22 protein-coding genes are annotated in these 22,169 nt (G+C 65.6%); 9 read left to right on the top strand and 13 right to left on the bottom strand.

The genetic code is table 11. From position 1 onward, the window contains the following. The first annotated feature begins 27 nt into the window (after positions 1–27). Positions 28–762 carry a TetR/AcrR family transcriptional regulator gene (locus HH800_RS20270; protein WP_010336464.1) on the top strand — a complete coding sequence of 245 codons (735 nt, stop codon included), beginning with the start codon at positions 28–30 and terminating at the stop codon, positions 760–762. Positions 763–1,027: 265 nt separating this feature from the next. Here HH800_RS20270 and HH800_RS20265 read toward each other — a convergent pair whose 3' ends face one another. From HH800_RS20265 to HH800_RS20250, 4 genes are read right to left on the bottom strand one after another with little or no spacing between them, the layout of a single operon-like run. Continuing rightward, positions 1,028–1,834, bottom strand: a complete 807-nt coding sequence (locus HH800_RS20265) for an enoyl-CoA hydratase/isomerase family protein (protein ID WP_169862115.1) — start codon at positions 1,832–1,834, stop codon at positions 1,028–1,030. Between the two features lie 10 nt (positions 1,835–1,844). Then, positions 1,845–4,055 carry an acyl-CoA dehydrogenase gene (locus HH800_RS20260; protein WP_169862114.1) on the bottom strand — a complete coding sequence of 737 codons (2,211 nt, stop codon included), beginning with the start codon at positions 4,053–4,055 and terminating at the stop codon, positions 1,845–1,847. A 5-nt stretch (positions 4,056–4,060) separates the two neighbouring features. Next, positions 4,061–4,894 (bottom strand): coniferyl-alcohol dehydrogenase, encoded by an 834-nt coding sequence (locus HH800_RS20255; protein WP_169862113.1) that lies wholly within the window; start codon positions 4,892–4,894, stop codon positions 4,061–4,063. Between the two features lie 22 nt (positions 4,895–4,916). After that, positions 4,917–5,147, bottom strand: a complete 231-nt coding sequence (locus HH800_RS20250; RefSeq protein ID WP_004209034.1) for a ferredoxin — start codon at positions 5,145–5,147, stop codon at positions 4,917–4,919. A gap of 234 nt (positions 5,148–5,381) precedes the next feature. Here HH800_RS20250 and HH800_RS20245 point away from each other — a divergent pair, with 234 nt between their 5' ends. The 5 genes from HH800_RS20245 to HH800_RS20225 are packed head-to-tail and all read left to right on the top strand — an operon-like array spanning position 5,382 to position 9,936. After that, the gene (locus tag HH800_RS20245; protein ID WP_169862112.1) at positions 5,382–6,635 is read left to right on the top strand and encodes a cytochrome P450; all 1,254 of its coding nucleotides are present in this window, start codon (positions 5,382–5,384) and stop codon (positions 6,633–6,635) included. Then, positions 6,635–7,039: a Zn-ribbon domain-containing OB-fold protein gene (locus HH800_RS20240; RefSeq protein ID WP_169862111.1), complete on the top strand. Its 405-nt coding sequence runs from the start codon at positions 6,635–6,637 to the stop codon at positions 7,037–7,039. Before HH800_RS20245 ends, HH800_RS20240 begins: the two co-directional genes overlap by 1 nt. After that, positions 7,036–8,202, top strand: coding sequence for a thiolase family protein (locus tag HH800_RS20235; protein ID WP_169862110.1), 1,167 nt, complete (start codon positions 7,036–7,038; stop codon positions 8,200–8,202). Before HH800_RS20240 ends, HH800_RS20235 begins: the two co-directional genes overlap by 4 nt. A 5-nt stretch (positions 8,203–8,207) precedes the next feature. Then, positions 8,208–8,954, top strand: a complete 747-nt coding sequence (locus tag HH800_RS20230) for a DUF2889 domain-containing protein (protein ID WP_169862109.1) — start codon at positions 8,208–8,210, stop codon at positions 8,952–8,954. A 13-nt stretch (positions 8,955–8,967) separates the two neighbouring features. Beyond that, entirely contained in the window at positions 8,968–9,936 is a 969-nt protein-coding gene (locus HH800_RS20225; protein ID WP_169862108.1) for an alpha/beta hydrolase, read from the top strand. 9 nt (positions 9,937–9,945) lie between these two features. On the opposite strand, the gene HH800_RS20220 is transcribed toward HH800_RS20225, so the two are convergent. The 6 genes from HH800_RS20220 to HH800_RS20195 form a co-directional block, all read right to left on the bottom strand. Next, on the bottom strand, positions 9,946–10,953 hold the full coding sequence (locus HH800_RS20220; RefSeq protein ID WP_169862107.1) for an LLM class flavin-dependent oxidoreductase: 1,008 nt from the start codon (positions 10,951–10,953) through the stop codon (positions 9,946–9,948). Positions 10,954–11,031: 78 nt separating this feature from the next. Continuing rightward, positions 11,032–11,871: a TauD/TfdA dioxygenase family protein gene (locus HH800_RS20215; RefSeq protein ID WP_037512962.1), complete on the bottom strand. Its 840-nt coding sequence runs from the start codon at positions 11,869–11,871 to the stop codon at positions 11,032–11,034. Positions 11,872–11,944: 73 nt separating this feature from the next. Then, positions 11,945–12,529 carry a TetR/AcrR family transcriptional regulator gene (locus HH800_RS20210; protein ID WP_230588698.1) on the bottom strand — a complete coding sequence of 195 codons (585 nt, stop codon included), beginning with the start codon at positions 12,527–12,529 and terminating at the stop codon, positions 11,945–11,947. A 67-nt stretch (positions 12,530–12,596) separates the two neighbouring features. Next, the gene (locus tag HH800_RS20205; RefSeq protein ID WP_026109319.1) at positions 12,597–13,349 is read right to left on the bottom strand and encodes an SDR family NAD(P)-dependent oxidoreductase; all 753 of its coding nucleotides are present in this window, start codon (positions 13,347–13,349) and stop codon (positions 12,597–12,599) included. A gap of 37 nt (positions 13,350–13,386) precedes the next feature. Continuing rightward, entirely contained in the window at positions 13,387–14,208 is an 822-nt protein-coding gene (locus HH800_RS20200) for a TauD/TfdA dioxygenase family protein (RefSeq protein ID WP_169862106.1), read from the bottom strand. Between the two features lie 104 nt (positions 14,209–14,312). Continuing rightward, complete coding sequence (locus tag HH800_RS20195; RefSeq protein WP_169862105.1) at positions 14,313–14,825, bottom strand: nuclear transport factor 2 family protein; 513 nt, start codon at positions 14,823–14,825, stop codon at positions 14,313–14,315. A gap of 124 nt (positions 14,826–14,949) precedes the next feature. Here HH800_RS20195 and HH800_RS20190 point away from each other — a divergent pair, with 124 nt between their 5' ends. Together HH800_RS20190 and HH800_RS20185 are read left to right on the top strand one after the other, a co-directional pair. After that, positions 14,950–15,510, top strand: coding sequence for a TetR/AcrR family transcriptional regulator (locus HH800_RS20190; protein WP_037512969.1), 561 nt, complete (start codon positions 14,950–14,952; stop codon positions 15,508–15,510). 97 nt (positions 15,511–15,607) lie between these two features. After that, positions 15,608–17,059 carry a carboxylesterase/lipase family protein gene (locus tag HH800_RS20185; protein WP_169862104.1) on the top strand — a complete coding sequence of 484 codons (1,452 nt, stop codon included), beginning with the start codon at positions 15,608–15,610 and terminating at the stop codon, positions 17,057–17,059. Between the two features lie 140 nt (positions 17,060–17,199). On the opposite strand, the gene HH800_RS20180 is transcribed toward HH800_RS20185, so the two are convergent. The 3 genes from HH800_RS20180 to cysD are packed head-to-tail and all read right to left on the bottom strand — an operon-like array spanning position 17,200 to position 20,794. Continuing rightward, complete coding sequence (locus tag HH800_RS20180; protein ID WP_328805806.1) at positions 17,200–17,931, bottom strand: 3'(2'),5'-bisphosphate nucleotidase CysQ; 732 nt, start codon at positions 17,929–17,931, stop codon at positions 17,200–17,202. Between the two features lie 8 nt (positions 17,932–17,939). After that, positions 17,940–19,862, bottom strand: a complete 1,923-nt coding sequence (gene cysN, locus HH800_RS20175) for a sulfate adenylyltransferase subunit CysN (RefSeq protein WP_169862102.1) — start codon at positions 19,860–19,862, stop codon at positions 17,940–17,942. Continuing rightward, complete coding sequence (gene cysD / locus HH800_RS20170) at positions 19,862–20,794, bottom strand: sulfate adenylyltransferase subunit CysD (RefSeq protein WP_169862101.1); 933 nt, start codon at positions 20,792–20,794, stop codon at positions 19,862–19,864. Before cysD ends, cysN begins: the two co-directional genes overlap by 1 nt. A gap of 191 nt (positions 20,795–20,985) precedes the next feature. Here cysD and HH800_RS20165 point away from each other — a divergent pair, with 191 nt between their 5' ends. After that, positions 20,986–21,999 (top strand): aldo/keto reductase, encoded by a 1,014-nt coding sequence (locus HH800_RS20165; protein WP_169862100.1) that lies wholly within the window; start codon positions 20,986–20,988, stop codon positions 21,997–21,999. The last annotated feature ends 170 nt before the right edge of the window (positions 22,000–22,169 follow it).

The raw sequence follows: 22,169 nt of genomic DNA, 5'->3' as shown, positions 1-22,169 counted from the left end.
CGCGACGGGGCATGGATAGGACGGGTTTTGACGGCAAAGGCATCGATTGCGGCGGACGGGCCGTCGGAACCCAAGGGCCGGGGACGGGCCACCAAGGCGCTGAGCCATAATCTCAATGGCCAGCGCCTTGGTCGCAAGGGGCGCGACACGCGCGAGCGCATCCTGGCGGCGACCAACGAATTGCTGGCGGGGCCGGTGGATGTCGAAATCTCGCTGAGCGCGGTCGCGCGCCAGGCCTCGCTCGGCATGACGTCGCTCTATAATTATTTCTCCGACCTCACCGAATTGCTGCTCGCCGTGCTGGAGCCGGTGATGGCCACGGCCGAGGCCGACTATGTCGGCCTGCTGCGGACCCGATGGAGCGAGGAGGAACTGGGCGAGAAGGCGCTGGCCTTCGTCACCGCCTATCATGGCTTCTGGGTCAAGCATTCCCGGCTGCTCCACCTGCGCAACAATATGGCCGATCGCCAGAATGAGCGGATGATGCTGCATCGCGTCCATGCCGCCCAGCCGGTGATGCGGCTGCTGGTCGACCAGATGGATGGCGGCAGCGAAGAGGCCGGATCGCCGGTGTTCAGCATGGGCACCGCGCTGATGACCGGGCTGGAGCGTGTCGTCACCGTCACCACCGACATGGCGCTGCAGAATATCCTCCATTCCCCCCATCCGCTGGCGCGCACCCATTTGCTGCGGGCCGAGGCGCGGCTGATGGAACTGGGCATCCGCGATTATCGCGCAATGCTGCGCGACGCGCGCGCCTGAGACCGGCGCGCGTTCGACTTATCCACAGGCTTATCGACAGAAGTTATCCACAGCTTTTCCCACGCCTATCTGTGAGAAAAGCTGTGGATAAGTTTGTGGGCAGATGAAGGCGCTTGGCATGTGTTGGAAAATCCGGCCGTAGCCGGATTGCCGCACCAGCCCACAACCCCCACCCGACCGCCCAGACATGGTATCCTGATGGGAGGCCGGGTGGAGTTGTGGGCTGGTGCCGATGCGCCGGAGGCGCATTTCTCCAAAAGAACTCCTATTCCTTCTTGCCGCCAATGCCCTTCAGATAGCGTTCCATCCCCTCCAGATAGGCGGGGTTCAGCATCAGCGCGCTGTTGGCCATGCGTTCGACATGGCGACCCATGGACGGGCCGACTTCGGCGGCCAGCTCGATCGCGATCTTGGCGGCACCCATCTGTTCGCCATTCTGCTTGGTGAGGTGACGGCAGAAGGCCAGGGCTGCGTCCTCGAAGCCCTCGTCGGGCATCACGTCATGCACCAGGCCCATGATGAGCGCACGGTCGGCATCGGCCTTCTGGTTGCCCATGATCAGCCAGCGCGCCCAGTGCGGGCCGCAGATGCGGGTCAGGCGGCTGACCCCGTTGGAGGCCGGCAGCACGCCGAACAGCCCTTCGGGGAAGGAGAAGGCGGCCGACCTGGCCGCCAGGCGGAAATCGCAGGACAGCGCCATTTCCAAGCCCCCGCCGACGCAGGTGGCGTGGATGGCGCAGACGATCGGCTTTTCTACATGCTCCATCTCGTCATAGATGCGCTGCATCCCGTTGAGCTGGAGCCGGTGATTTTCGCGAATGCCGCTGGGCGTGCGGGGATATTCCCTGGGCGACCCGCCGCTCTTCATGTCCGCGCCCGAACAGAAATAGCGGCCGGTCGATCGGACCAGCATCACCTTCAGGTCCGGCGTGTCGCGGAAGCGGATCAGCGCCGCCTCGAACAGCGCCATCGTCTCCGCCGACAAGGCATTGAGCTTGTCCGGCCGGTTCAGCGTGGCGATGAGGATGCCATCCTGTTCCTGCGTCAGCAGATGGGGCGCGTCGTCCGTCATGCGATCTTCCTCAGGCGCGGGTGCGCGGCAGGCCCAGGCCCTTTTCCGCGATCATGCTGCGATGAACCTCGCTGGTGCCGCCATAGATGGTCGATCCCTGGGCGTGGCGATAGAACATGTTGATCTCTTCCGCCGGCCCCTTGCGCTTGGAGAGCGAGGCCGGGGCGGTGAGATCGAGCAGGTCGCGCGCATCGGTCAGGAACTTCTCCGAACTGAACATCTTGGCCATCGGGCCATAGGCATGGTTCGGCTTCTTTTCCGACATCACCCATTGGGCGCGATAGGTGATCAGCTCCGACGCCCACAGATTGGCGGCGGTGCGGGCCAGCCGCGCCTGTGCGCCGCCATCCTCGATCAGCGGCTTGCCCCTGTGGATAAGTTCGCGACAAAGGGCTTCGCCGGCCTGCAGCATCTTGCGCTGATATTTGGCGAAGCCGCCGCCATGTTCCAGCTCCAGGCTGGCACTCATGGTGCGCACGCCGCCGTCGATCTCGCCCAGCCGCCAGCTGTCGGGGATGCGCACGCCATCATAGAAGGTGATATTGGTACGCTCGTCCTGGAAGGTGTGGACCGGCTGCACCGTCACGCCATCGGCCTTCAGCGGCACGATGAACATGGTGAGGCCCTTATGCTTGGCCACATCCGGATTGGTGCGGCAGAGCATCAGCACATAGGTGGAGAGGTTCGCGCCCGAGGTGAACATCTTGGTGCCGTCGATCCGCCAGCTGCCGTCGGCTTCCTGCGTCGCACGGCATTGCGCGGCGAACACGTCGGAGCCCGATCCGGGTTCGGAATAGCCGAGCGAACAGATCACCTCGCCGCGCATGATTTCCGGCAGCACCGCCTGCTTCAGCTCCTCGGTGCCGAAGCGGTGAATGATGAGCGACACCATCTGCGTCACATTGGCGGCGGGGTTGTTATATCCCTGCTCCTCGAACGCATCCATCGCCGCCGTCTTTTCATAGGCGGACAGGCCACGACCGCCGACATCCTTGGGCAGGCCGAGATAGAGGAGATTCTGCGCCGCCAGCTTGCGGTTGAGTTCGGGGTTATAGCCCTCCCAGCTATAGTGGAAAGTCGCCCGCATCTCCGGCGTCACATTGGCGGCGAAGAAGGCGTTGATCTCGTCCTTGATCGTCTGCGCGGCTTCGCCCAGGTCGAAATCGACCGGCATCGGCCCGGCGTCGGGCAGGGCGGCGGCCTCATCGGCGTAGAGCCGGCGGCCGGCCTCATCGAGCCAGCGCTGCGGATCGCCGCCAATCAGCGGCCAGGCCTTGGCGCGAAGATTATAGAGGAAGATGTCATATTCGGTGGTGAGGCCATAGCCGCCGAAGGTGTGGAGCGATTGCGCCACTGCCTTGGCCGCGCTGTTGGCATTCCACCAGGCGGCGATCGAGATCGCGCCCCCAGTTTCGGGCGCGCCATCGGCGAGGTCGCGGATCGCCTTCCAGACCAGGAACTTGCCGCCGTCGATCTCGCAGAGAATGTCGGCCAGCGGATGGGAAATGGCCTGGAACTGGCCGATATATTGGTCGAACTGCTTGCGCTCGCAGGCATAGGCAGCGGCGAGCTTCAGCGCCTCGCGGCCGATGCCGGCCAGACCGGCGGCGATCAGCAGCTTCCATTCCTCGATCCCGGCGGCGAAGGTCGCCAGCGCCTCGGCCCCCGATGCCAGCACCGTGCGTGGATGCGCCGACAGGTCTATCTGCGCGATCGGGGTGGAGGCGAGATTGTCCTCCACCTTGCGTGCCTCTGCCGGCACGGTGACGAGGATGATGTCGTTGCCCGACCGGGCCAGCACGGCTTCGGCCACCAGGCCACCGCCGATCCACTGGACCGGCGTGTCCGCCACATCCTCGAAGGCGAAGCTGGCGACCGCATCGCCCGCCAGTACGCGGCCAAGCAGATCGGCCGTCGCCTCGCCGCCCAGTTGCGCCAGCAAGCGCGCCGCCACCAGCGCTTCGGCCAGCGGTCCCGATGCCAATGTCCGTCCCGCTTCCTCCATCAGGATGGTCGCGTCGAACAGGCCGAGGCCCAGGCCCCCGGCCGCTTCGGGCACGCGGATCGACAGCGCCCCCAGCTCCGCCAGCCCCTGCCACAAAGCGGGGTCGAAGCCGGTCGGCGCGGCGGCGCGGACCCGCGCCATGCTGCTATGTTCGTCCAGGAAGCGCGCGAACATGTCGCGCATCATTTCCTGATCGTCGGTCAGGTCGAAATTCATGGGGTTCAGGCCTCGGCGGGCGCCGAACGCCGCATCATGACGCTGAGGTCGACCTGGCCGGTGGCGACGCCGCCCATGAAGCCGCCATCGACCGGGAAGACCACGCCATTGACGATGCCGGCCAGATCGCTGTTCAGCAGTACGATGCCGCCTGCCTGTTCGGCCGGGGTCGAGTAACGGCCCATCGGCTCGGCGGCGGCGGCGACCACATCCTTGCCGGACGCGGCCTCGAACGTTGCCATCATCGGCGTCTGGGTGGGCGAGGGCAGGGTGCAGTTGATGCGGATGCCCTTCTTGATGAGATGCGCGCCCATATACTGGGTCCAGACGATCACATTCTCCTTGGAGAAGCTGTAGCCTTCCTTGACCACATCATCGAGATGCGCCTCGCACCAGGCGACGGCGGCGTCATAACCCTTGGTGGTGACGAACTCCATGTTGGTCGGGATGCGGCGGCTCCAGCCCAGCCCGCCGGTGGAGGCGATGCTGGCGATCGCGCCGCCCGGTCCCATCAGCGGCAGCACCTGTTCGGTCAGGTGGCGCAGGCCGATGAAGTTCACCTTCATGACGTCGAGCGGCGGGAAGGACTGGGGCAGGCCGGCGCAGTTGAACAGCGCATCCACCTTGCCGCCGATGCCGGCCACCGCCGCCTCGATCGAGGCCGGGTCGCGCAGGTCGACATTGGTGAAGGAGGCGAGCGGCAGGCTGCTGTCCCTGAAGTCGAGGCCATGAACCTTGGCGCCCAGCTCCAGCAGCAGCTTGGCGGTCGCCTCCCCCATGCCGGAGAAGCAACCGCTCACGATCACGCGCTTGCCCTTATAGCCCAAAATGTCGCTCATCTCGCTCTCCCGGATTCTCTGATTATGCCTTGGCCTTGGGCGGCCAGCTGATGCTGCCATCATCTTCCTCGACGACGATGATGCGTTCGGGGCAGGCGCGCGCGCCGCGCTTGGCGGTCTGCTGCTCGCCATCTGCCACGTCGAAACCCTCGGTCGCGATATAGCCGTCCTCGTCCAGCGGATACATGTCCTCGGACACGGCGGCGCAGCGGGCATTGCCCACGCAGCCTGACTTTTCGATGCGGATTCTCATCTGCCCTCTCCGGCTATTCTGACCTTCCTTAGAAAGGAGATTGCGGCCCCGATCAACGTGGTCCCCGGCACAATCGCCATCGCGATACGGCTGCGTCCGGCGGATCGTCAGTGCGTTATGTCGCCGTAGTCATGCGCGATCATTTGCCTTTGCCGGATGGCCGGGCAAAACGGTCCGACAAGAAGGGACGTGCCTCGCGCACGCCCGCCCAAGCAGGGACAGACGGAGAGAATCATGGCCCACGCCACCTTGAGCCCCGCCGCGCCACAGCCGGCCCATGTGCCCGACGCGCTCGTCTATGATTTCGATGTCCATGCCGATCCGGGCCTGCTGGCCGATCCGCACGCGCGCATCCTCGACCTGCTGAAGACGGCGCCGCCGGTCTTCTGGACGCCGCGCAATGGCGGCGGCTGGGTCGCGCTGACCCATGCCGCCAATTATGAGGCGTCGCGCGATACCGAGACCTATTCCAGCGAGTTCGTGCCGGCCGACAAGATGAAGGCGCTGCTCGCCTCGCTGCCGCCGGGCGCGCCGCATATTCCGCAGCCGATCCCGATCACGCTCGATCCGCCCGAGCACACCAAATATCGCCAGCCGCTGCAGAAGGTCTTCTCGCCCAAGACGATCGCGGCCCTGAAGGACAGCATCCGCGAACTGGCGGGCGAGCTGATCGACGCGATCAAGGCCGATGGCCAATGCGAATTCATGAGCACGGTGGCCGAGCCGTTGCCGGTGCAGGTCTTCCTCAAGATGCTGGGCCTGCCGCTGGAACGGCTGCCGGAATATCGCCAGATCGTGAAGGAGCATATGGAGGCGATCGATACCGATCGCGAAGGCTCCATGCGCCGCTTGCAGCGCATTGCGGCAGCGATGCGCGACACCGTGCTGGAGCGCAGGGATAATCCGAAGGACGATATCATCTCTATGCTGTGGAAGCTGGAGGTGGATGGCCAACCGAGCACGCTTGCCGACATGGAGAATTATGGTGTGCTGCTGTTCATCGCCGGCCTCGACACGGTGATGAACGGCATGGGCCTGGCCATGCGCGGCCTGGCGCTCGACCTGCCATTGCAGGCAAAGTTGCGGGCCGAGCCCAAGCTGGTGGCCGAAGCCGCCGAGGAAATGCTGCGCCGCTATACCTTCACCGTGCCGATGCGGGTGATCAAGAAGCCGGCCGAACTGGCCGGGGCCAAGATGATGCCCGGCGACATGCTCAAGCTGTTCCTGCCCGCTGCCGATCTCGATGCGAAGGAATTTCCGCAGCCCGACAGCTATGATCTTGATCGCGAGAACAATGTTCACATCGCCTTCGGCGTCGGCCCGCACCGCTGCCTGGGTTCCCACCTGGCGCGCGTCGAATTGCAGGTTCTTTATGAGGAGATGCTGGCGCGCCTGCCCGAGTTCCGGCTCGATCCCGATAAGCCCACGGTGTTCCATGGCGGCCATGTGATCGGCATCGAAAGCCTGAACCTGGTCTGGGACGTCTGATGGTCTGGCAACGTTCGCGCCCGCGCCTCGATCGGGAAAATCGCGCCTTCTGGACCGGCGGGGCGCAGGGGAAGCTGAACATCACCCGCTGCGACGATTGCGGCCAGTTCACCCATCCCCCGCGCGAGATCTGCCGCCATTGCCAGTCGGAAAATGTCGGCCCCCATGCGGTCGCCGGCACCGGCGCGGTCGATACCTATACGATCAACTATCAGGCCTGGGCCAAGGATATGGAGGTACCCTTCGTCATCGCCCGTGTCCGGCTCGACGACGTGCCGGGCGTCTATCTGACCACCAATATCGTCAATTGCCCGGTCGATGCTGTCGACATGGGTGACCGCGTCCGCGTCACCTTCGAGGAGCAGGACGGCATCTGGTTCCCCCTATTCGAGAAGGTCGCATGAGCATGGCGCGCGAAGCCTATATCACCGGCATCGGCATGTCGGAGGTCGGCGTGCGGCTGACCCGGTCGCCGCTGGGCCTGACGCTGGACGCCGTGCGCGACGCGATTGCCGACGCCGGCCTGACGCTCGACCAGATTGACGGTGTCGCCACCTATCCCGGCAAGATGTCGACCTTCCTCGGCTTCTCGCCGGTCAGTGCCGACGATGTGATCGAGATATTGGGACTCAACACACGCTGGCACATCGGCGCGGCGGAGGCGACGGCGCAGCTGGGCGCGATCGCCGAGGCGGCGATGGCGGTGAAGGCCGGCCTTGCCCGCCATGTCCTGTGCTTCCGCACCGTTTATGAGGCGGCAGCGCTGGCCCGCCCCGAGGAATTTCCGCCGATGGAACGGCGCAAGGATGTGTCGGGCAATTCGCAATGGGTCTCGCCCTTCGGCGCCTTCTCGGCCGCCAACTGGACCGCGCAATTCGCGATGCGCCACATGAAGCGCTATGGCCTGACCCGCGAGCAGCTCGCCCAGGTGGCGTTGAACGATCATGCCAATGCGGCGCGCAACCCGCGCGCGATCGTCAAGAAGCCGCTGACCATGGACGAGTATATGGCGGCGCGGATGATCAGTTCGCCTTTCTGCCTCTATGATTGCGATCGTTTCACCGATGCCTCGACCGTGCTGATCGTGTCGGCGGGCGATGCGCTGGACGAGGTGAAGACGACGCCGATCCGCATCGCCGCCAGCGCCGGATCGGTCGAGCGCTACAGCTGGGACCAGGCCGAATGGGCGAGCGCCTATCCGACCGGGCGCGACCTGTGGAAGAACACGGACTACACGGCAAAGGATGTCGATACCGTCCAATTTTATGACGGCTTCGCCTTCCAGCCGATCACCTGGCTCGAAGGGCTGGGCTTCTGCGATGTCGGCGAAGGTGGCCAGTTCCTCGAAGGCGGCAAGCGCATCGCGCTCGACGGCGAACTGCCGATGAACACCGGCGGCGGCCAGCTCGGCTGGGGCCGGCTGCATGGTTTCGGCTTTGCCTATGAATCGGTGGTGCAGTTGCGCGGAGAGGGTGGCGAACGGCAGATCGCCGGCGACCCGAAGGTGGCCGTGGCGACATCGGGTGGCGGCCCGATGGCAGCGGCGCTGCTGCTCGCAAGGGACTGATCGCGATGGACAGCGGCATGCTGGACATGCTGCCCGGCTTTCGCCGTCGCTTCCTGGTGACGCCGCTGCCCGGCCGGGTGACCGCCGCGGTCGAGGATGATTATCACAGCATGGCGGTCATCCTGCATCATGACGGCGCGCGCATCAGCGGCGTCGACGCGATCATGGAGCGGGTGCCCTGGACCACCTGTCCGGGTGCGCCGGCGGTGCTGCAGGCGACCTTCACCGGTGTCGCGCTGGCTGAGGCGGCGGCGCGCGGCGAGAAGAAGGCGAACTGCACCCATTTGCACGACCTGGCCGTGCTGGCTGCGGCGCACGCTGGCGACGCAGCGCCGACCCGCTATGAGATATTGGCCTGTGATCCGCTCGAAGGCGAGGCGGTCGCGGAAATCAGGCGCGACGGCGTACCGCTGCTGCAGGTCGCCCATCGCAGCCATGTCATGACCGCGCCAGCCGACATTGCCGGCCAGTCGCTGATGAAGCTGCGGCCGTGGATCGATGCGCTGGAAGAACCCCGGCGCGAGGCGGCCCGGCTGCTGCAATGGGGCACGATCCTCGCCAATGGCCGGCTGATCCCGATGGAGCGGCAATCGACCGCGACCCGCGTGCCGCCCAACTGCTTCACCTTTCAGCCGGAAAATGCGGTGAGGGCACAGCGTGTCGGCAGGGTGATCGACTTCACCGCCGAACCTCTGGTGCCGCTCGACCATTTCGATGGTGCCGCCTATGACCGGCCGCGCGACGCACAATAGAGGAAACGGGACGATGGACGAGGCGCGGCAACTGGTAGCCCCCGAATTGCGCGCGGCGCTCGACCTCTTCCCGCCACTCGACCTCAGCGACCAGACGATCGCCGCCTTCCGCCAGCCCTTTGCTAACCGGCCCGCCGAGCCGATGCCCGAAGCGCTGGCCGCCGTGCAGCGCGAAGAAGTCTTCCTGCCTGGCGCGCCCGGATCGCCCGATGTGCGCTGCCTGCTCTATCGTCCGGCAGAGACCGTTGGCGATGCCCTGCGGCCGGCCTATCTCCATATCCATGGCGGCGGCTTCGTGCTCGGCATGGCCGATATGAGCGACCTGTCCAACCGGGCGTGGGTGGCGCAGCTGGGCTGTGTCGTCCTGTCGGTCGATTATCGGCTGGCGCCCGAGACGCCGTTTCCCGGTGCGCGCGACGATTGCTACACTGCGCTCGCCTGGCTGCATGACCAGGCCGACGGGCTGGGCATCGATCCGACCCGCATCGCGGTCGGCGGTGAGAGCGCGGGCGGCGGCCACGCCGTGGCGCTGGCGATCCATGCCCGCGACCTTGGCGCCTATCCGATCTGCTTCATGCTGCTCGACGCGCCGATGCTGGACGATCGCACCGGCAGCAGCGCACCGCTCCACCCCGTCACCGGCCGGTTCGTCTGGACCCCGGCGCAGAACCGCTATGGCTGGGGCGCGCTGCTCGGGCAGGAAGCGGGAACCGATCATGTCCCGACCGACGCCGTGCCGGCCCGTTGCCCCGACCTGTCCAGCCTGCCGCCAGCCTTCATCAGTGTCGGCGCGCTCGACCTGTTTCTGGAGGAGGATATCGACTTCGCCCGCCGGTTGATGGCGCTCGGCATCGCGGTCGAGCTGCATATCACGCCCGGCGCCTATCATGGCTTCGGCCTGGCCGGGCCCGATACGCCGCAGATGCAGGCACTCCAGGCAATGCGCCTCGCGGCGCTGCGCCGCGCCTTGCAGGGGAACTGACGCCACCCTTCAGAAGGCGGGCATCACCCTGTCGGCGAACAACTGGGCATAGGGTTGGAATTTTGCCGGCGGCAGGCCGGGCGGCATCATCATCATGATATGCTCGACATTGATGCGCTGCTGCATCGCGCGGAAATGGTCGATCGCCGCGTCGGGGGTCAGGATCTGCAGGATGCCGCTGCGCTTGAAGGCGTCGAGCGACATGGGTTTCAGCGCCACCTTGTCGATGCCGGACGCCTGATCCTCGGCCAGCCAGGCGCCGTAAGTCTCGTTCACATGGTGGAAATAGGGGGCGATCTCCTCCATTGCGGCCTCGGGGTCTTCGGCGACCAGGGTGAACAGGCTCTGGATGCGGATGCGCGCGGCGGCCGGGTCTTTCCCCTCGGCGCGCAGCTTGTCGGCATAGAGGCCGCACACTTCCTCATTGCCGAAATAGCCGTCGGCATATCTGGCCACCCGCGCCAGCGCCTTTTCGGCAAAGCCGCCAATATAGAGGGGGATGCGGCCGCGCGGCGCGGCCGGGCGCAGGGTTGCGCCGGCGATGCTGTAATGTTGCCCGGCAAAATCGACCGTCTCGCCCGCCCAGAGTTGCTGGACGATCGCGAGGAATTCGTCGAAGCGGGCGCCGCGCTTGCCGAAATCGACGCCATAGGCCTGGGTCTCGCGGCGGCGGTAGCCGATTGCCAGCGCCATCTCCAGCCGGCCGTCGGACAGGATATCCAGCACCGCGCATTCCTCGGCAAAACGGACCGGATGATAGAGCGGGGCGAGCGCGATCGCCGATCCGAGCCTGATCCGGCTGGTGCGCGCCGCGATCGCCGCCAGTGCGACATTGGGCGCGGGCATATAGCCATCCTGCGCGCCATGATGTTCGGGTACCCAGGCGCCGGCAAACCCGGCCGTTTCGCTCCACGCGACGAAGTCCAGTATCTCGGCATAGAGATCGGCCGGGCGCCGTTCCCATTGGGGCGGGTTCCGGAAATCATAAAGATAGCCGAAGGTCAGCGGGGTGCTCATGACGATGCTCCGAGGGCAGGGCAAAACGCCCGCCAACCCGGTTGGGCGGCGGGCGTGGAAAGGCTGTGGGGCCGATCCTTATTCGAAGGGTTCTTCGCCTTGCAGCTTGGTGCGGTGCATCATGCGGTTGCAGTCGGGATCATATTTCTCGGCCCGGTGCATGGTGCCGGTATTGTCCCAGATGACCAGGTCGCCGACGCTCCATTCATGGCTGTAGCTGAATTCCTCGCGGGTCGCCCATTCGCGCAGCCCAACCAGGATTTCGGCGCTGTCATAGGGATCGAGATCCTTGACCCGCTGGGCGGTGCAGCCCAGCACCAGCGACTTGCGGCCCGACTTGTGGTTCCACACCAGGGGCAGCTCATTCTCGCCGACCTGGCGCATGCCCTTCAGCTTGGCGAGGCTGGGCTCGGGCTCATAATAGAAGACCGTCGCCCAGACCGAGTGGATCACGCGCAGCGTCTCATACTCCGCCTTCTGCTCGTCGGTCAGCGCCTCATAGGCGGCATAGGTGTTGCAGAAGCCGGTATTGCCGCCCCAGGTCGCGGGCACCTTGCACGACAGCAAGGAGGCGAGGATCGGCACATCGTTCATCGTGCCGTCGATATGCCAGTAGAGCGAGCCCTTGAGATATTCGGCGCTCTGCGGATTTTCCTTCACGTCGAGGGTGATCTTGTGGATTTCCTCGCCGCCGCGATGCTCGGGGGCAAAGGCGCCCAGCGTCTTGGTGAAGGCGATCTGTTCCTCGTCGGTGAAGTCGATCTTCGGGAAGACCAGCACGCCGCGCTGTTCCAGCAGCTCGCGGATCTGCGGCGCCAGTTCGCCGGCCAGCAGCTCCTCCTTGCTGTTGAGGATGCGGCTGCCGATGCTCGGCTTGATATCTTCATGCACGAAACGGGTAATGGTGGTGGCGGACATGCCTTGCTCTCCTATGCATCCCTGCGCGTTTGAACACATGTTCAACATGCCTGCATGGAAAAGTCAATGCCTCTCATTTTTCGGGCGGCAGCAATTCGTCCAATAGCGCCTCGACCGAAGCGCGCGCGTCGGCATGCCCGCTCGCGACCCCCATGTCGGCCTCCATCACCAGGGTGCGGCCGACCGCCGCGAGCAACAGGCTGAGGCCCGCCGCCGTCACCTTGTGATCGGCGAGTCGATCCCCCAGCAACTGCTCCATCAACTGCGCCTGGCGATCCCGCATCGCTTCGCTGTGGCGGGCGATCTCGGCACGGATCGCCTTGCGATGATTGGCCATGGCGACGAATTCCATCGCCAGCGCGTTGCGACTGGGGTCGGAGAAGAAACGCCACAGTGCCCGCACCGGATCGGCGCTGGTCAGCGCCGCCTCGATCATCGCGTCGCTCTGTTCGGCGCCGCGGCGGAACACCGCCAGCAGCAGGTCGTCGGTGGTCGGGAAATAATAATGGACCAGCGATGGCGGCAGTTCGGCGCGCAGCGCCACCCGGCGCGAACTGGCGGCGGCATAGCCTTCGTCGCGGATCACCTGTTCGGTGGCCTCCACGATCCGGGCGCGGGTTTCGGAGCTTTCGGCGCCGACGCGACGTTTCTGGACCATGGCTGGAGCATAAATGGCCGGGCCGCCCATGCAAGCGTCCCGGCTCTCATCGCCAGATGCGGTCCTGTTAATGCGAACCCATATAGCGGCCGCCATTGGTGCTGATCGTCTGGCCGGTGATGTAGCTGGCCTCTTCAGACGCCAGATAGGCGCAGGCGGCGGCGATATCTTCCGGCTTGCCGATCCGCTTCATCGGCAGCGTCTGGGCAAAGGCGTCGGCATCAATCGGCGCGGCGCGCAGCATCGGCGTGTCGATGAAGCCGGGGGGCACCATGTTGAAGGTCACGCCGCTCGGCGCGAACTCCAGCGCCAGCGCCTTGGTCATGCCCATCAGGCCGCCCTTGGACGAGACATAATGGCCCTGGGCGAAGGAGCCCGACTGGACCGAGGAGGAGGTGATGTTGATCACCCGGCCCCAGCCGGCGGCCAGCATGTCGGGCAGCACTTCCTTGGTCAGCAGATAGGGGCCGCGCAGGTTGATGTGGATCACCTTGTCGAACAGATCGTCGTCAATGTCCATGAACGGGGTGAAGGGGGCGATGCCGGCATTGTTCACCAGGATCGCGATAGGCCCCAGCTTGGCGCGCGTCTCTTCTGCCGCCGCATGGATCGCCGCCTTGTCCGAACAGTCGACGGTGATGGCGATGGCGGTGCCGCCGGCCGCCTCGATCAGCTTGACGGTCTCGGCCGCGCCGTCGCCATTAATGTCCCACACCGCGATCTTGGCCGTATCCTCGGCCAGGCGCAGCGCGATCGCGCGGCCAATGCCCGAACCCGCACCCGTGACCACGGCCGTGCGGCCGTTGAGAGACCTCGTCATCGCAATTCCTTCCTATATGTCAATTTCGGTGTCGCTTTCAGGCGCCGACCAGTTGCTCGATCGCCTCGATCGTCGTGCGGTGCATCATGCGATTTTCTTCCAGCGGATAGGGATCGACCCGGTGCATCGTGCCGCTATTGTCCCAGATCAGCAGGTCGCCTTCCGTCCAGTCATGGCGATAGACGAATTGCGGCTGGATCGTCCATTCGCGCAGCCTGGACAGCAGTACGCGGCCCTGCGCCGGGTCCATCCCCTCGACATGGTCGGCGGTCGATCCCAGCACCAGCGACTTGCGGCCGGTTTCATGGGTCCAGACCAAGGGATGGACCTTGGGCGTGCGCATCTGCCAGAAATTCAGCTCCGCCACGGTGGGTTCGGGGTTCACATAGCGCTGCGACGTCTCGAAGCTGTGGACCACGCGCAGCCCGTCATAGGCCGCCTTTTCTTCGTCGGGCAGGTCGTCCCAGGCCGCATAGGTGTTGGCGAAATAGGTGCTGCCGCCGGTCCTGGACAGCGACTTGGCGTTCAGCGTCGCGGCGAAATTGGGTACGTCGTCGCTCGCCCCGTCGATATGCCAGAAGAAGGCGCCCTTGATATATTCGGCGCCCGGATTTTCCTTCGGGTCGATCGTGACCTTGAAGATGCCGCCTTCGCCCTGTGGCTGGACCCGGCCCAGCGTGTGGGAAAAGGCCAGCTGATCTTCGCGACTCATGTGCAGCCCGCGCACGATCAGCACGCCGCGCTGCTGCAACAACGCCAGGATCGTGTCGGCGTGGGCGCCCGACACCAGGGTTGCCGCGTCGGTCCGGATCTCGGTGCCGATGCGCGCGGTCAGGTCGATCGTCGAAAAGGCCATCATCCGCTCCAGCGGGCGCCTGTCGCGCCGCTCTTCTTGGCTATCATCAACAGGATTGTTGATTTGACTGTCAAGGAAGCGGCGGCGACATCGCTGCGGCGAAGCGGCTAGCGGCCCGCCCCGCGCGCAAACAGCGGCGCCAGCAGGGCATAGCTGGGATCATTCACCGGCACCGGCTTCTCGCCATGGTCGGCGGCGGGTTGCAGCAGCTTCATGTCGAAGCTCACCACCCGCTTGGCAAAGCGCCACTGGTCATCGACGCGGCGATAGCTGTCGATATAGCGCACCCCCTGGATATCGTGCAGCAGCCCGCCCTTGCCGTCGGGGATCAAATGCCAGGCAATGGCATAGACCTCGCCCTCGCCGGTATCGCCAGCGACATTGACCAGATGGTTGCAGACGAAATGATTGCCGATATGCATGTGCGGCAGCGACGCTTCGAGAAAGGCGACATAGCCGTCGACCGGCCCGTCATAATAGGCGCCATGGCTGTCGGTCGCGTCGTCGGTATAGAGCGACCGGATTAGCGCGAAATCCTGCCGGTCGACCCCGCGCGAATAGAGCTGGGCCAGTTCCCTGATCTCTTCCTTGGCGATCAGCGTCTCGATCCGGTTGTCCATGGCGTGCTTCCTCTCCTGTCGGGCCGGACCCTAGTCGGGCAGGGGCGCCGGGCAATGGGGCGGGGACGGATCATCGGCCGGGCGATCCTCCCCTCTGTTCAGGCGGGTGCGAAGGCCCTAAGCCATGGCCCCGATGGATAATCTGCCGACCGACGCGCGCCAGCTGCGCTCCCGCCGCCAGCTGCTCGACGCGATGCTCCACCTGCTGGAAACCCGCCCCTATGATCAGGTGACGATCCGCGAGGTCGCGCGCGAGGCGGAGGTCGGCTACGCCACCTTCTTCCGCCATTATCCGTCCAAGGATGCGCTGCTGCACGATCTGGCGGCCGGACAGATCGCCGACCTTTTGCAACGCGCGCTGCCGATCCTGTTCGCCGATGATGCGCGCCAGTCCTGCATGACCCTGTTCGCTTATGTCGCCGAACGGCGCGCGCTCTGGTCGGCCTTCCTGACCGGCGGCGCGGCGACCATGCTCAAGCAGGAATTTACCGACCAGGCGCGCCAGCTGGCGCAGCAGAGGCCGCATGATGCCGGCTGGCTGCCCGACGAACTGCGCATCGTCTTTGCGGTCAGCGCCACGGTCGAGATTCTCGCCTGGTGGCTGCAGCAGGAACCGGACTATCCGCTCGATCGCATGGCGGAAATTCTCGACCGGCTGGTCGTCACCCCGTCGATGCAGCCCTGATCGGGCAGGGGCATCGCCCCGCCGCTATCTCCGCCCCGTGCGTTGGCGCCTCAACCGGCGCCGCCTAGCATCTTCGCCGCAAGACGGGAGGGGCGGCATGGACGGATTGACGGTGACGACGACGGCCGGGCCGGTGCGCGGCACCCTGGCGAACGGCGTGCGATGCTGGCGCGGCATTCCCTATGCGCGGGCCGACCGCTTTGCCGCGCCGGAGGCGCCGACGCCCTGGAATGATGTGCGTGACGCATCACGCCCCGGTCCGCAATGTCCGCAAATGTATGGCAATCAGGCGAAGCGGGCGCGGCTGTCCATGCCCGACTTTGCCGAGGATTGCCTGTCGCTCAACATCCATGTGCCCGACGGTGCGACCGGCCCGCTGCCGGTCTATGTCTGGATTCACGGCGGCGCCTTCGTCGCGGGCGGCGGCCATAGCTATGACGGCAGCGACCTGGCCCGCGACGGTGACATCATCGTCGTCACCATCAATTATCGGCTGGGCGTGCTCGGCTTCGTCAATTTCGGCGCGGTCGTGCCGGGCATCCCCTCCAATCTCGGCCTGCGCGACCAGATCGTGGCGCTCGCCTGGGTGCGGGACAATATCGCGGCCTTCGGCGGCGATCCGGCGCGGGTGACGGTCGGCGGCCAGTCCGCCGGTTCCATGTCGGTCTCGCTGCTGCTCCATGCGCCTGCCGCGCGCGGCCTCTTTGCCGGGGCGATCATGCAGAGCGGCGCCGTCAGCCTGATCCATGGCCGCGGCCGCAGCGAACAGGTGGCGCGAGATTATATGGCGGCGCTCGGCAACCCCGATCTCGCCGCGCTGCGCGGCATGGATCTCATCCGCCTGTTCGAGGCGCAGGGCGCGGCCGGTGCCGCCAATCCCGGAACTATTCCTGCCGCCCCCTGGTTCGACGGCGACCTGCTGCCCGCCTCGCTGGCGGATGCGGTGGCCGAGCCGGCCGCGCCGGTGCCGTTGCTCGCCGGCGCCACGCGCGATGAAATCCGTCTGTTCGAACTGATGCCCGGCGATATCCTGCCGACCGGCTGGCCGGCGCTCGAAGCCTTGCTCCATGCGCAATTGCCGGCCGATCACGCCGCGCGCATCCTCGCCGCCTATCCCCGCGACAAGGCGGGGCGCCGCGCGCTTGCGACCGATCTCACCTTCCTGATGCCGACGCGCCATTTCGCCGATCGCCAGTCGGGGCAGGCGCCGACCTGGTTCTATCGCTTCGACTATCGCCATCCGATCGCCGGCGCGGCCCATGGGCTGGACCTGACCCTGACCTGGCCGATGCGCGGCCTGCGCGCCGCCTTTGCGCGGGGCGGGCCCATGCGTGGGCGCCGGGCTGCGCTCGGCCGGCGGATGACCGATCATATCGCCCATTTCGTCCGCCATGGCGCGCCCGAGCCGGACTGGCCCGCCTATCATGTCGATCGACCGGCGGTGAAGATCTTCGACCTGGCGGACCGGGTGGCGGTCGATCCCGACGGCGATCGTTGGCGCGCCTGGGTGGGCGCCGATGTCGGCACCGGACTGGCGACCCGCGCCTAGGGGCAATCGACATTCAACCCTGACGGCCTGCAAATGGCGGTTCTCCGCGCTTCCGGTGCTCACGTACTTTAAGTACGCTGCGCTCCGGGTCACGGAAAACCACCATTTTCGTCACGTCATCATCTGAATGTCGATCGCCCCTAGCCCTTCAGTGCCCCCAGCACCATGTCGGCATGCTCATGCCTGCAGATGAGAAGGTCAGGCATGTATGTGTCTTCTTGGTTGTAGATGAGCGGCGATCCATCGATGCGGGAGGCATGGAGGCCGTGGGCGAGAGCGACGGCGGCGGGTGCGCAGCTGTCCCATTCATATTGGCCGCCGGCGTGGAGATAGATGTCGGCCTGGCCCAGGATGACCGCCATGGCCTTGGCGCCGGCCGATCCCATGGGCACCAGTTCGGCGCCGAGCGCCTCTGCCACCGCGACCGCCTGGGGTGCGGGTCGGGTGCGGGAGACGACCATGCGGAGCTTCTCGGGCGCGGGCGGCACGACACGCGGCTGGTCGGTGCGCAGGACGATGCCGTCGTCATGGCCGGGCAGCGCGACCGCGCCGATGGTCGGCACGCCGTCGATGGCGAGGCCGACATGGACGGCCCAGTCGGCACGCGCCTCGCCATATTCGCGGGTGCCGTCGACCGGATCGACGATCCACACCCGGCTATGCTGGAGCCGCGCCCCGTCACAGGCCATCTCCTCGGAGAGCAACCCATCCTCGGCCCGCTGTTCCTTGAGCGCATGGACGAGGAACTGGTTGGCGGTCTGGTCGCCGGCCTTGCCGAGCGCCTGGGCGCTGAACAGGCCCGAGGCGCGGACCTCCAGCAACAGGCGGCCGGCGGTCTCGGCGAGATGGGCGGCGAGGTCCGCGTCTGTCATGACGTTGCTCATTTGAGCGGCATGATCTTGCGGATGATATGCTCGGCGGCTTCCTCCGGCGTCATCTCGACAGTGTTGACCCGGATTTCGGGGCTGGTGGGCGCCTCATAGGGGCTGTCGATGCCGGTGAAGTTCTTGAGGGCACCCGAACGGGCCTTCTTGTAGAGACCCTTGACGTCGCGCGCCTCGGCAACCTCAAGCGGCGTGTCGACGAAGATCTCGATGAACTCGCCGTCCGGCAGCATCTCGCGCACCATCTCGCGCTCGGCGCGGAAGGGGGAGATGAAGGCGGTCAGCACGATCAGGCCCGCGTCGGCCATCAGCTTGGCAACCTCGCCGACCCGGCGGATATTCTCGATCCGGTCCGCCTCGGTAAAGCCCAGATCCTTGTTGAGGCCATGGCGGATATTGTCGCCGTCCAAGAGGAAGGTGTGGCGGTTCATCAGCGCGAGCCGCTTTTCCACCTCATTGGCGATGGTCGACTTGCCCGAGCCGGAGAGGCCGGTGAACCAGAGGATGCGGGGCAGCTGGTTCTTGAGCGCGGCATGGGCCTCGCGGCCGATGTCGGTCGCCTGCCAATGGACATTCTGGGCCCGGCGCAGCGAGAAGTGGAGCATGCCCGCCGCCACGGTGCGGTTGCTCATCTTGTCGATCAGAATGAAGCCGCCCAAGGTCCGGTTGTCGGCATAGGGCTCGAACGTGATCGGCTTGTCGGTCGCCAGTTCGGCAACGCCAATGGCATTCAAGTCCAGCGTCTTGGCCGCCAGATGCTCCATCGTGTTGACGTTGACGACATATTTGGGCGCCTGGACGGTGGCCGAGACGCTCTGCGTGCCGATCTTGAGCCAATAGGGCCGGCCCGGCAGCATCGCCTCGTCATCCATCCACACGATGGTCGCCTCGAACTGGCTGGAGACCTCCGGCGGATTGTCGGCGACCGCGATGACGTCGCCGCGCGAACAGTCGATCTCGTCGGCAAAGCAGAGCGTGACCGACTGGCCGGCGATCGCTTCGTCGAGGTCGCCATCAAGGGTAACGATGCGATTGATCGTCGATGTCTTGCCCGAGGGCAGCACGCGCACGGCGTCACCCGGCTTGACCGATCCGCTGGCGATCAGCCCGGCAAAGCCGCGAAAGTCGAGGTTCGGGCGATTGACCCACTGGACCGGCATGCGGAAGGGCTTGGCCGCCGCAGTGGTGGCATCGACCTCGACGCTTTCGAGATGCGCCATCAGGGTCGGCCCCTGATACCAGGGGGTGTTGTCGGACCGGGCGGTGATATTGTCGCCCTTGAAGCCGGAGATGGGGATCGGCGTGAAGGCGCTGATGCCGATCGATTGCGCGAACGCGGCATAGTCGGCGACGATCTTGTCGAACACGGCCTGGTCATAGCCGACCAAATCCATCTTGTTGACGGCCAGCACGATGTTGCGGATGCCGATCAGGTGGGCGAGATAGCTGTGGCGCCGCGTCTGGGTGAGGATGCCCTTGCGCGCGTCGATCAGGATGACGGCCAGGTCGGCGGTGGAGGCACCGGTGACCATGTTGCGGGTATATTGTTCATGGCCGGGCGTATCGGCGACGATGAACTTGCGCTTCTCGGTAGCGAAGAAGCGATAGGCGACGTCGATGGTGATGCCCTGTTCGCGCTCGGCGGCGAGACCATCGACCAGCAGGGCGAAGTCGATCTCGCCGCCCTGGGTGCCGACGCGCTTGCTATCGGCCTGCAGCGCCTCAAGCTGATCCTCGAAGATCATCTTCGAATCATAGAGCAGCCGTCCGATCAGGGTGGACTTGCCGTCATCCACCGAACCACAGGTGATGAAGCGCAGCATGGTCTTGTGCTGATGGACGTCGAGATAGGCGTCGATGTCCTGCGCGATCAGCGCATCGGTCTGGTATACGGGGTCCTGTGTGATCACGTCGGACATCAGAAATACCCTTCCTGCTTCTTCTTCTCCATGCCGGCGCCGCCGGCATCCTTGTCGATGGCGCGTCCCTGGCGCTCGGATGTGGTGGTGAGCAGCATCTCCTGGATCACCTCCGACAGGGTCGAGGCCTCGCTCTCGACCGCGCCGGTGAGCGGATAGCAGCCGAGCGTGCGGAAGCGGATCGAGCGTTCGACCGGCACTTCGCCCGGTTCAAGCGGGAAGCGCTCATCATCGACCATCAGCAGCATGCCGTCGCGCTCGACGGTGGGGCGGGGGGCGGCGAAATAGAGCGGCACGATCTCGATGCCTTCCAGCTGGATATATTGCCAGATGTCGAGCTCGGTCCAGTTGGAGATGGGGAAGACGCGGATGCTCTCGCCCTTGGCCTTGCGGGCATTATAGAGGTTCCAGAGTTCCGGCCGCTGGTTCTTGGGATCCCAGCCGTGCGACGCGGTGCGGAAGGAGAAGATGCGCTCCTTGGCGCGGCTCTTCTCCTCGTCGCGGCGCGCGCCGCCGAATGCCGCGTCGAAGCCGAACTTGTCGAGCGCCTGCTTCAGCCCTTCCGTCTTCCACATGTCGGTGTGGAGGGCGCCATGGTCGAACGGGTTGATACCGCGCGCCTGGGCCTCGGGATTATGATGGACCAGCAGTTCCATCCCCGCGTCGCGCGCCGCCTTGTCGCGCAGGTCGTACATCGCGCGGAACTTCCAGGTGGTGTCGACATGGAGCAGCGGGAAGGGCGGCGGCGAGGGATAGAAGGCCTTCTTGGCCAGATGCAGCATCACCGCGCTGTCCTTGCCCACCGAGTACAGCATCACAGGCCGCTCCGCCTCCGACACCACCTCCCGCAATATATGTATGCTCTCCGCCTCAAGGCGCTCCAAATGGGTCAGGTTCCGGGTCATGGGCTCGCTCGCGCCGCTGGGCGGCATAAGGGTCTATAATGTGCCGTCGAAATGACCCCGCTACGCCCGCCGGGCAAGATTGGCTTTATTAAGCCGGGTAAACCCCATCTTCTTTCGTCCTGCCGGATGAGGGCATGACCAAGGGCATGACAGAGCGGAGAGGCGGACCTATCTCTTGCGCCATGCACGGCCCCAACCGACAGGATGTTTCCCACCCCATGACGACCGCTCTTCCCACCCGCCGCCTGGGCGCACTCACCGTTTCCGCCATCGGCCTTGGCTGCATGAACCTCTCCCATGCCTATCTGCCGCGCCCGTCCGCGGACGAGGCCGAACGGCTGCTGCGCCATGCGCTCGACGCCGGCGTGACCTTCTTCGACACCGCGGCCCTCTATGGCTTTGGCGCCAATGAGGAATTGCTTGGCCGCACCATCATGGACCGGCGCGCCGATTTCACCCTCGCCAGCAAATGCGTGCTGGCGGAGATTGACGGCAAGCGCGGCCTCGACGGCTCGCCCCAGGCGATCACCCGCGTGCTGGAGGATTCGCTGCGCCGGCTCAGGACCGACCATATCGATCTCTATTATCTCCATCGCCTGGACCCGCAGGTGCCGATCGAGGAATCGGTCGGTGCGCTGGTGCGCGGTGTGGAGGAAGGCAAGATCGGCGCGATCGGCCTGTCGGAAATGTCGGCAGCGACGATTCGCCGCGCCCATGCGGTCCATCCGATCACCGCAGTGCAGACCGAATATTCGCCCTGGAGCCGCAACCCGGAGGTCGCCGTGCTCGATGCCTGCGCGGAACTCGACATCGGCTTCGTCGCCTTTTCGCCGGTCGGCCGCGGCCTGCTCGCCGGCGGGGTCGGGCCACAGGGCGTGCCACAGGGGGATATTCGCGGCGCCATGCCGCGTTTCCAGCCGCCCCACCTTGCCCATAATCTGGATCTGGCAACGAAGCTCAAGGGGCTCGCCGACGAAGCGGGCTGCACCATGGCGCAGCTCTGCCTGGCCTGGCTGCTGTCCCGTCGCGATTTCATCGTGCCGATTCCCGGCACGACCAACATGGCCCATCTCGACGAGGATCTGGCGGCGGCCAGGCTCGATCTGCCGCGTCCGCTGCTCGACCGCGTCGACAGTCTGTTCGATTTCAGGGCGGTGTCGGGGCCGCGTTACCCGCGCGATGCGCAGGCGCAGATCGACACCGAATTGTGGGAAGGCGAGCCGCTGGCCTGATTCTCGTACCGATTCTCCCCTGATTCCCGATTCTTGCCGCAGCAGGATCGGGATTCGGATGGAGAGGAGCGGGAGCCGGCGCCCGATCCGGTCTCGGAAACGCATTTTTATTACAAGTGCGTGAAATCTCCGAAATGCCCGAAAGACCGGGCTTTTCACGCGATCGGGAG

This window comes from Sphingobium yanoikuyae, assembly GCF_013001025.1.
Classification (GTDB): Bacteria; Pseudomonadota; Alphaproteobacteria; order Sphingomonadales; family Sphingomonadaceae; genus Sphingobium; species Sphingobium yanoikuyae_A.
Note: the sequence above shows the minus strand (reverse complement) of the source record. Positions and strands in the feature narration are given on the sequence as shown.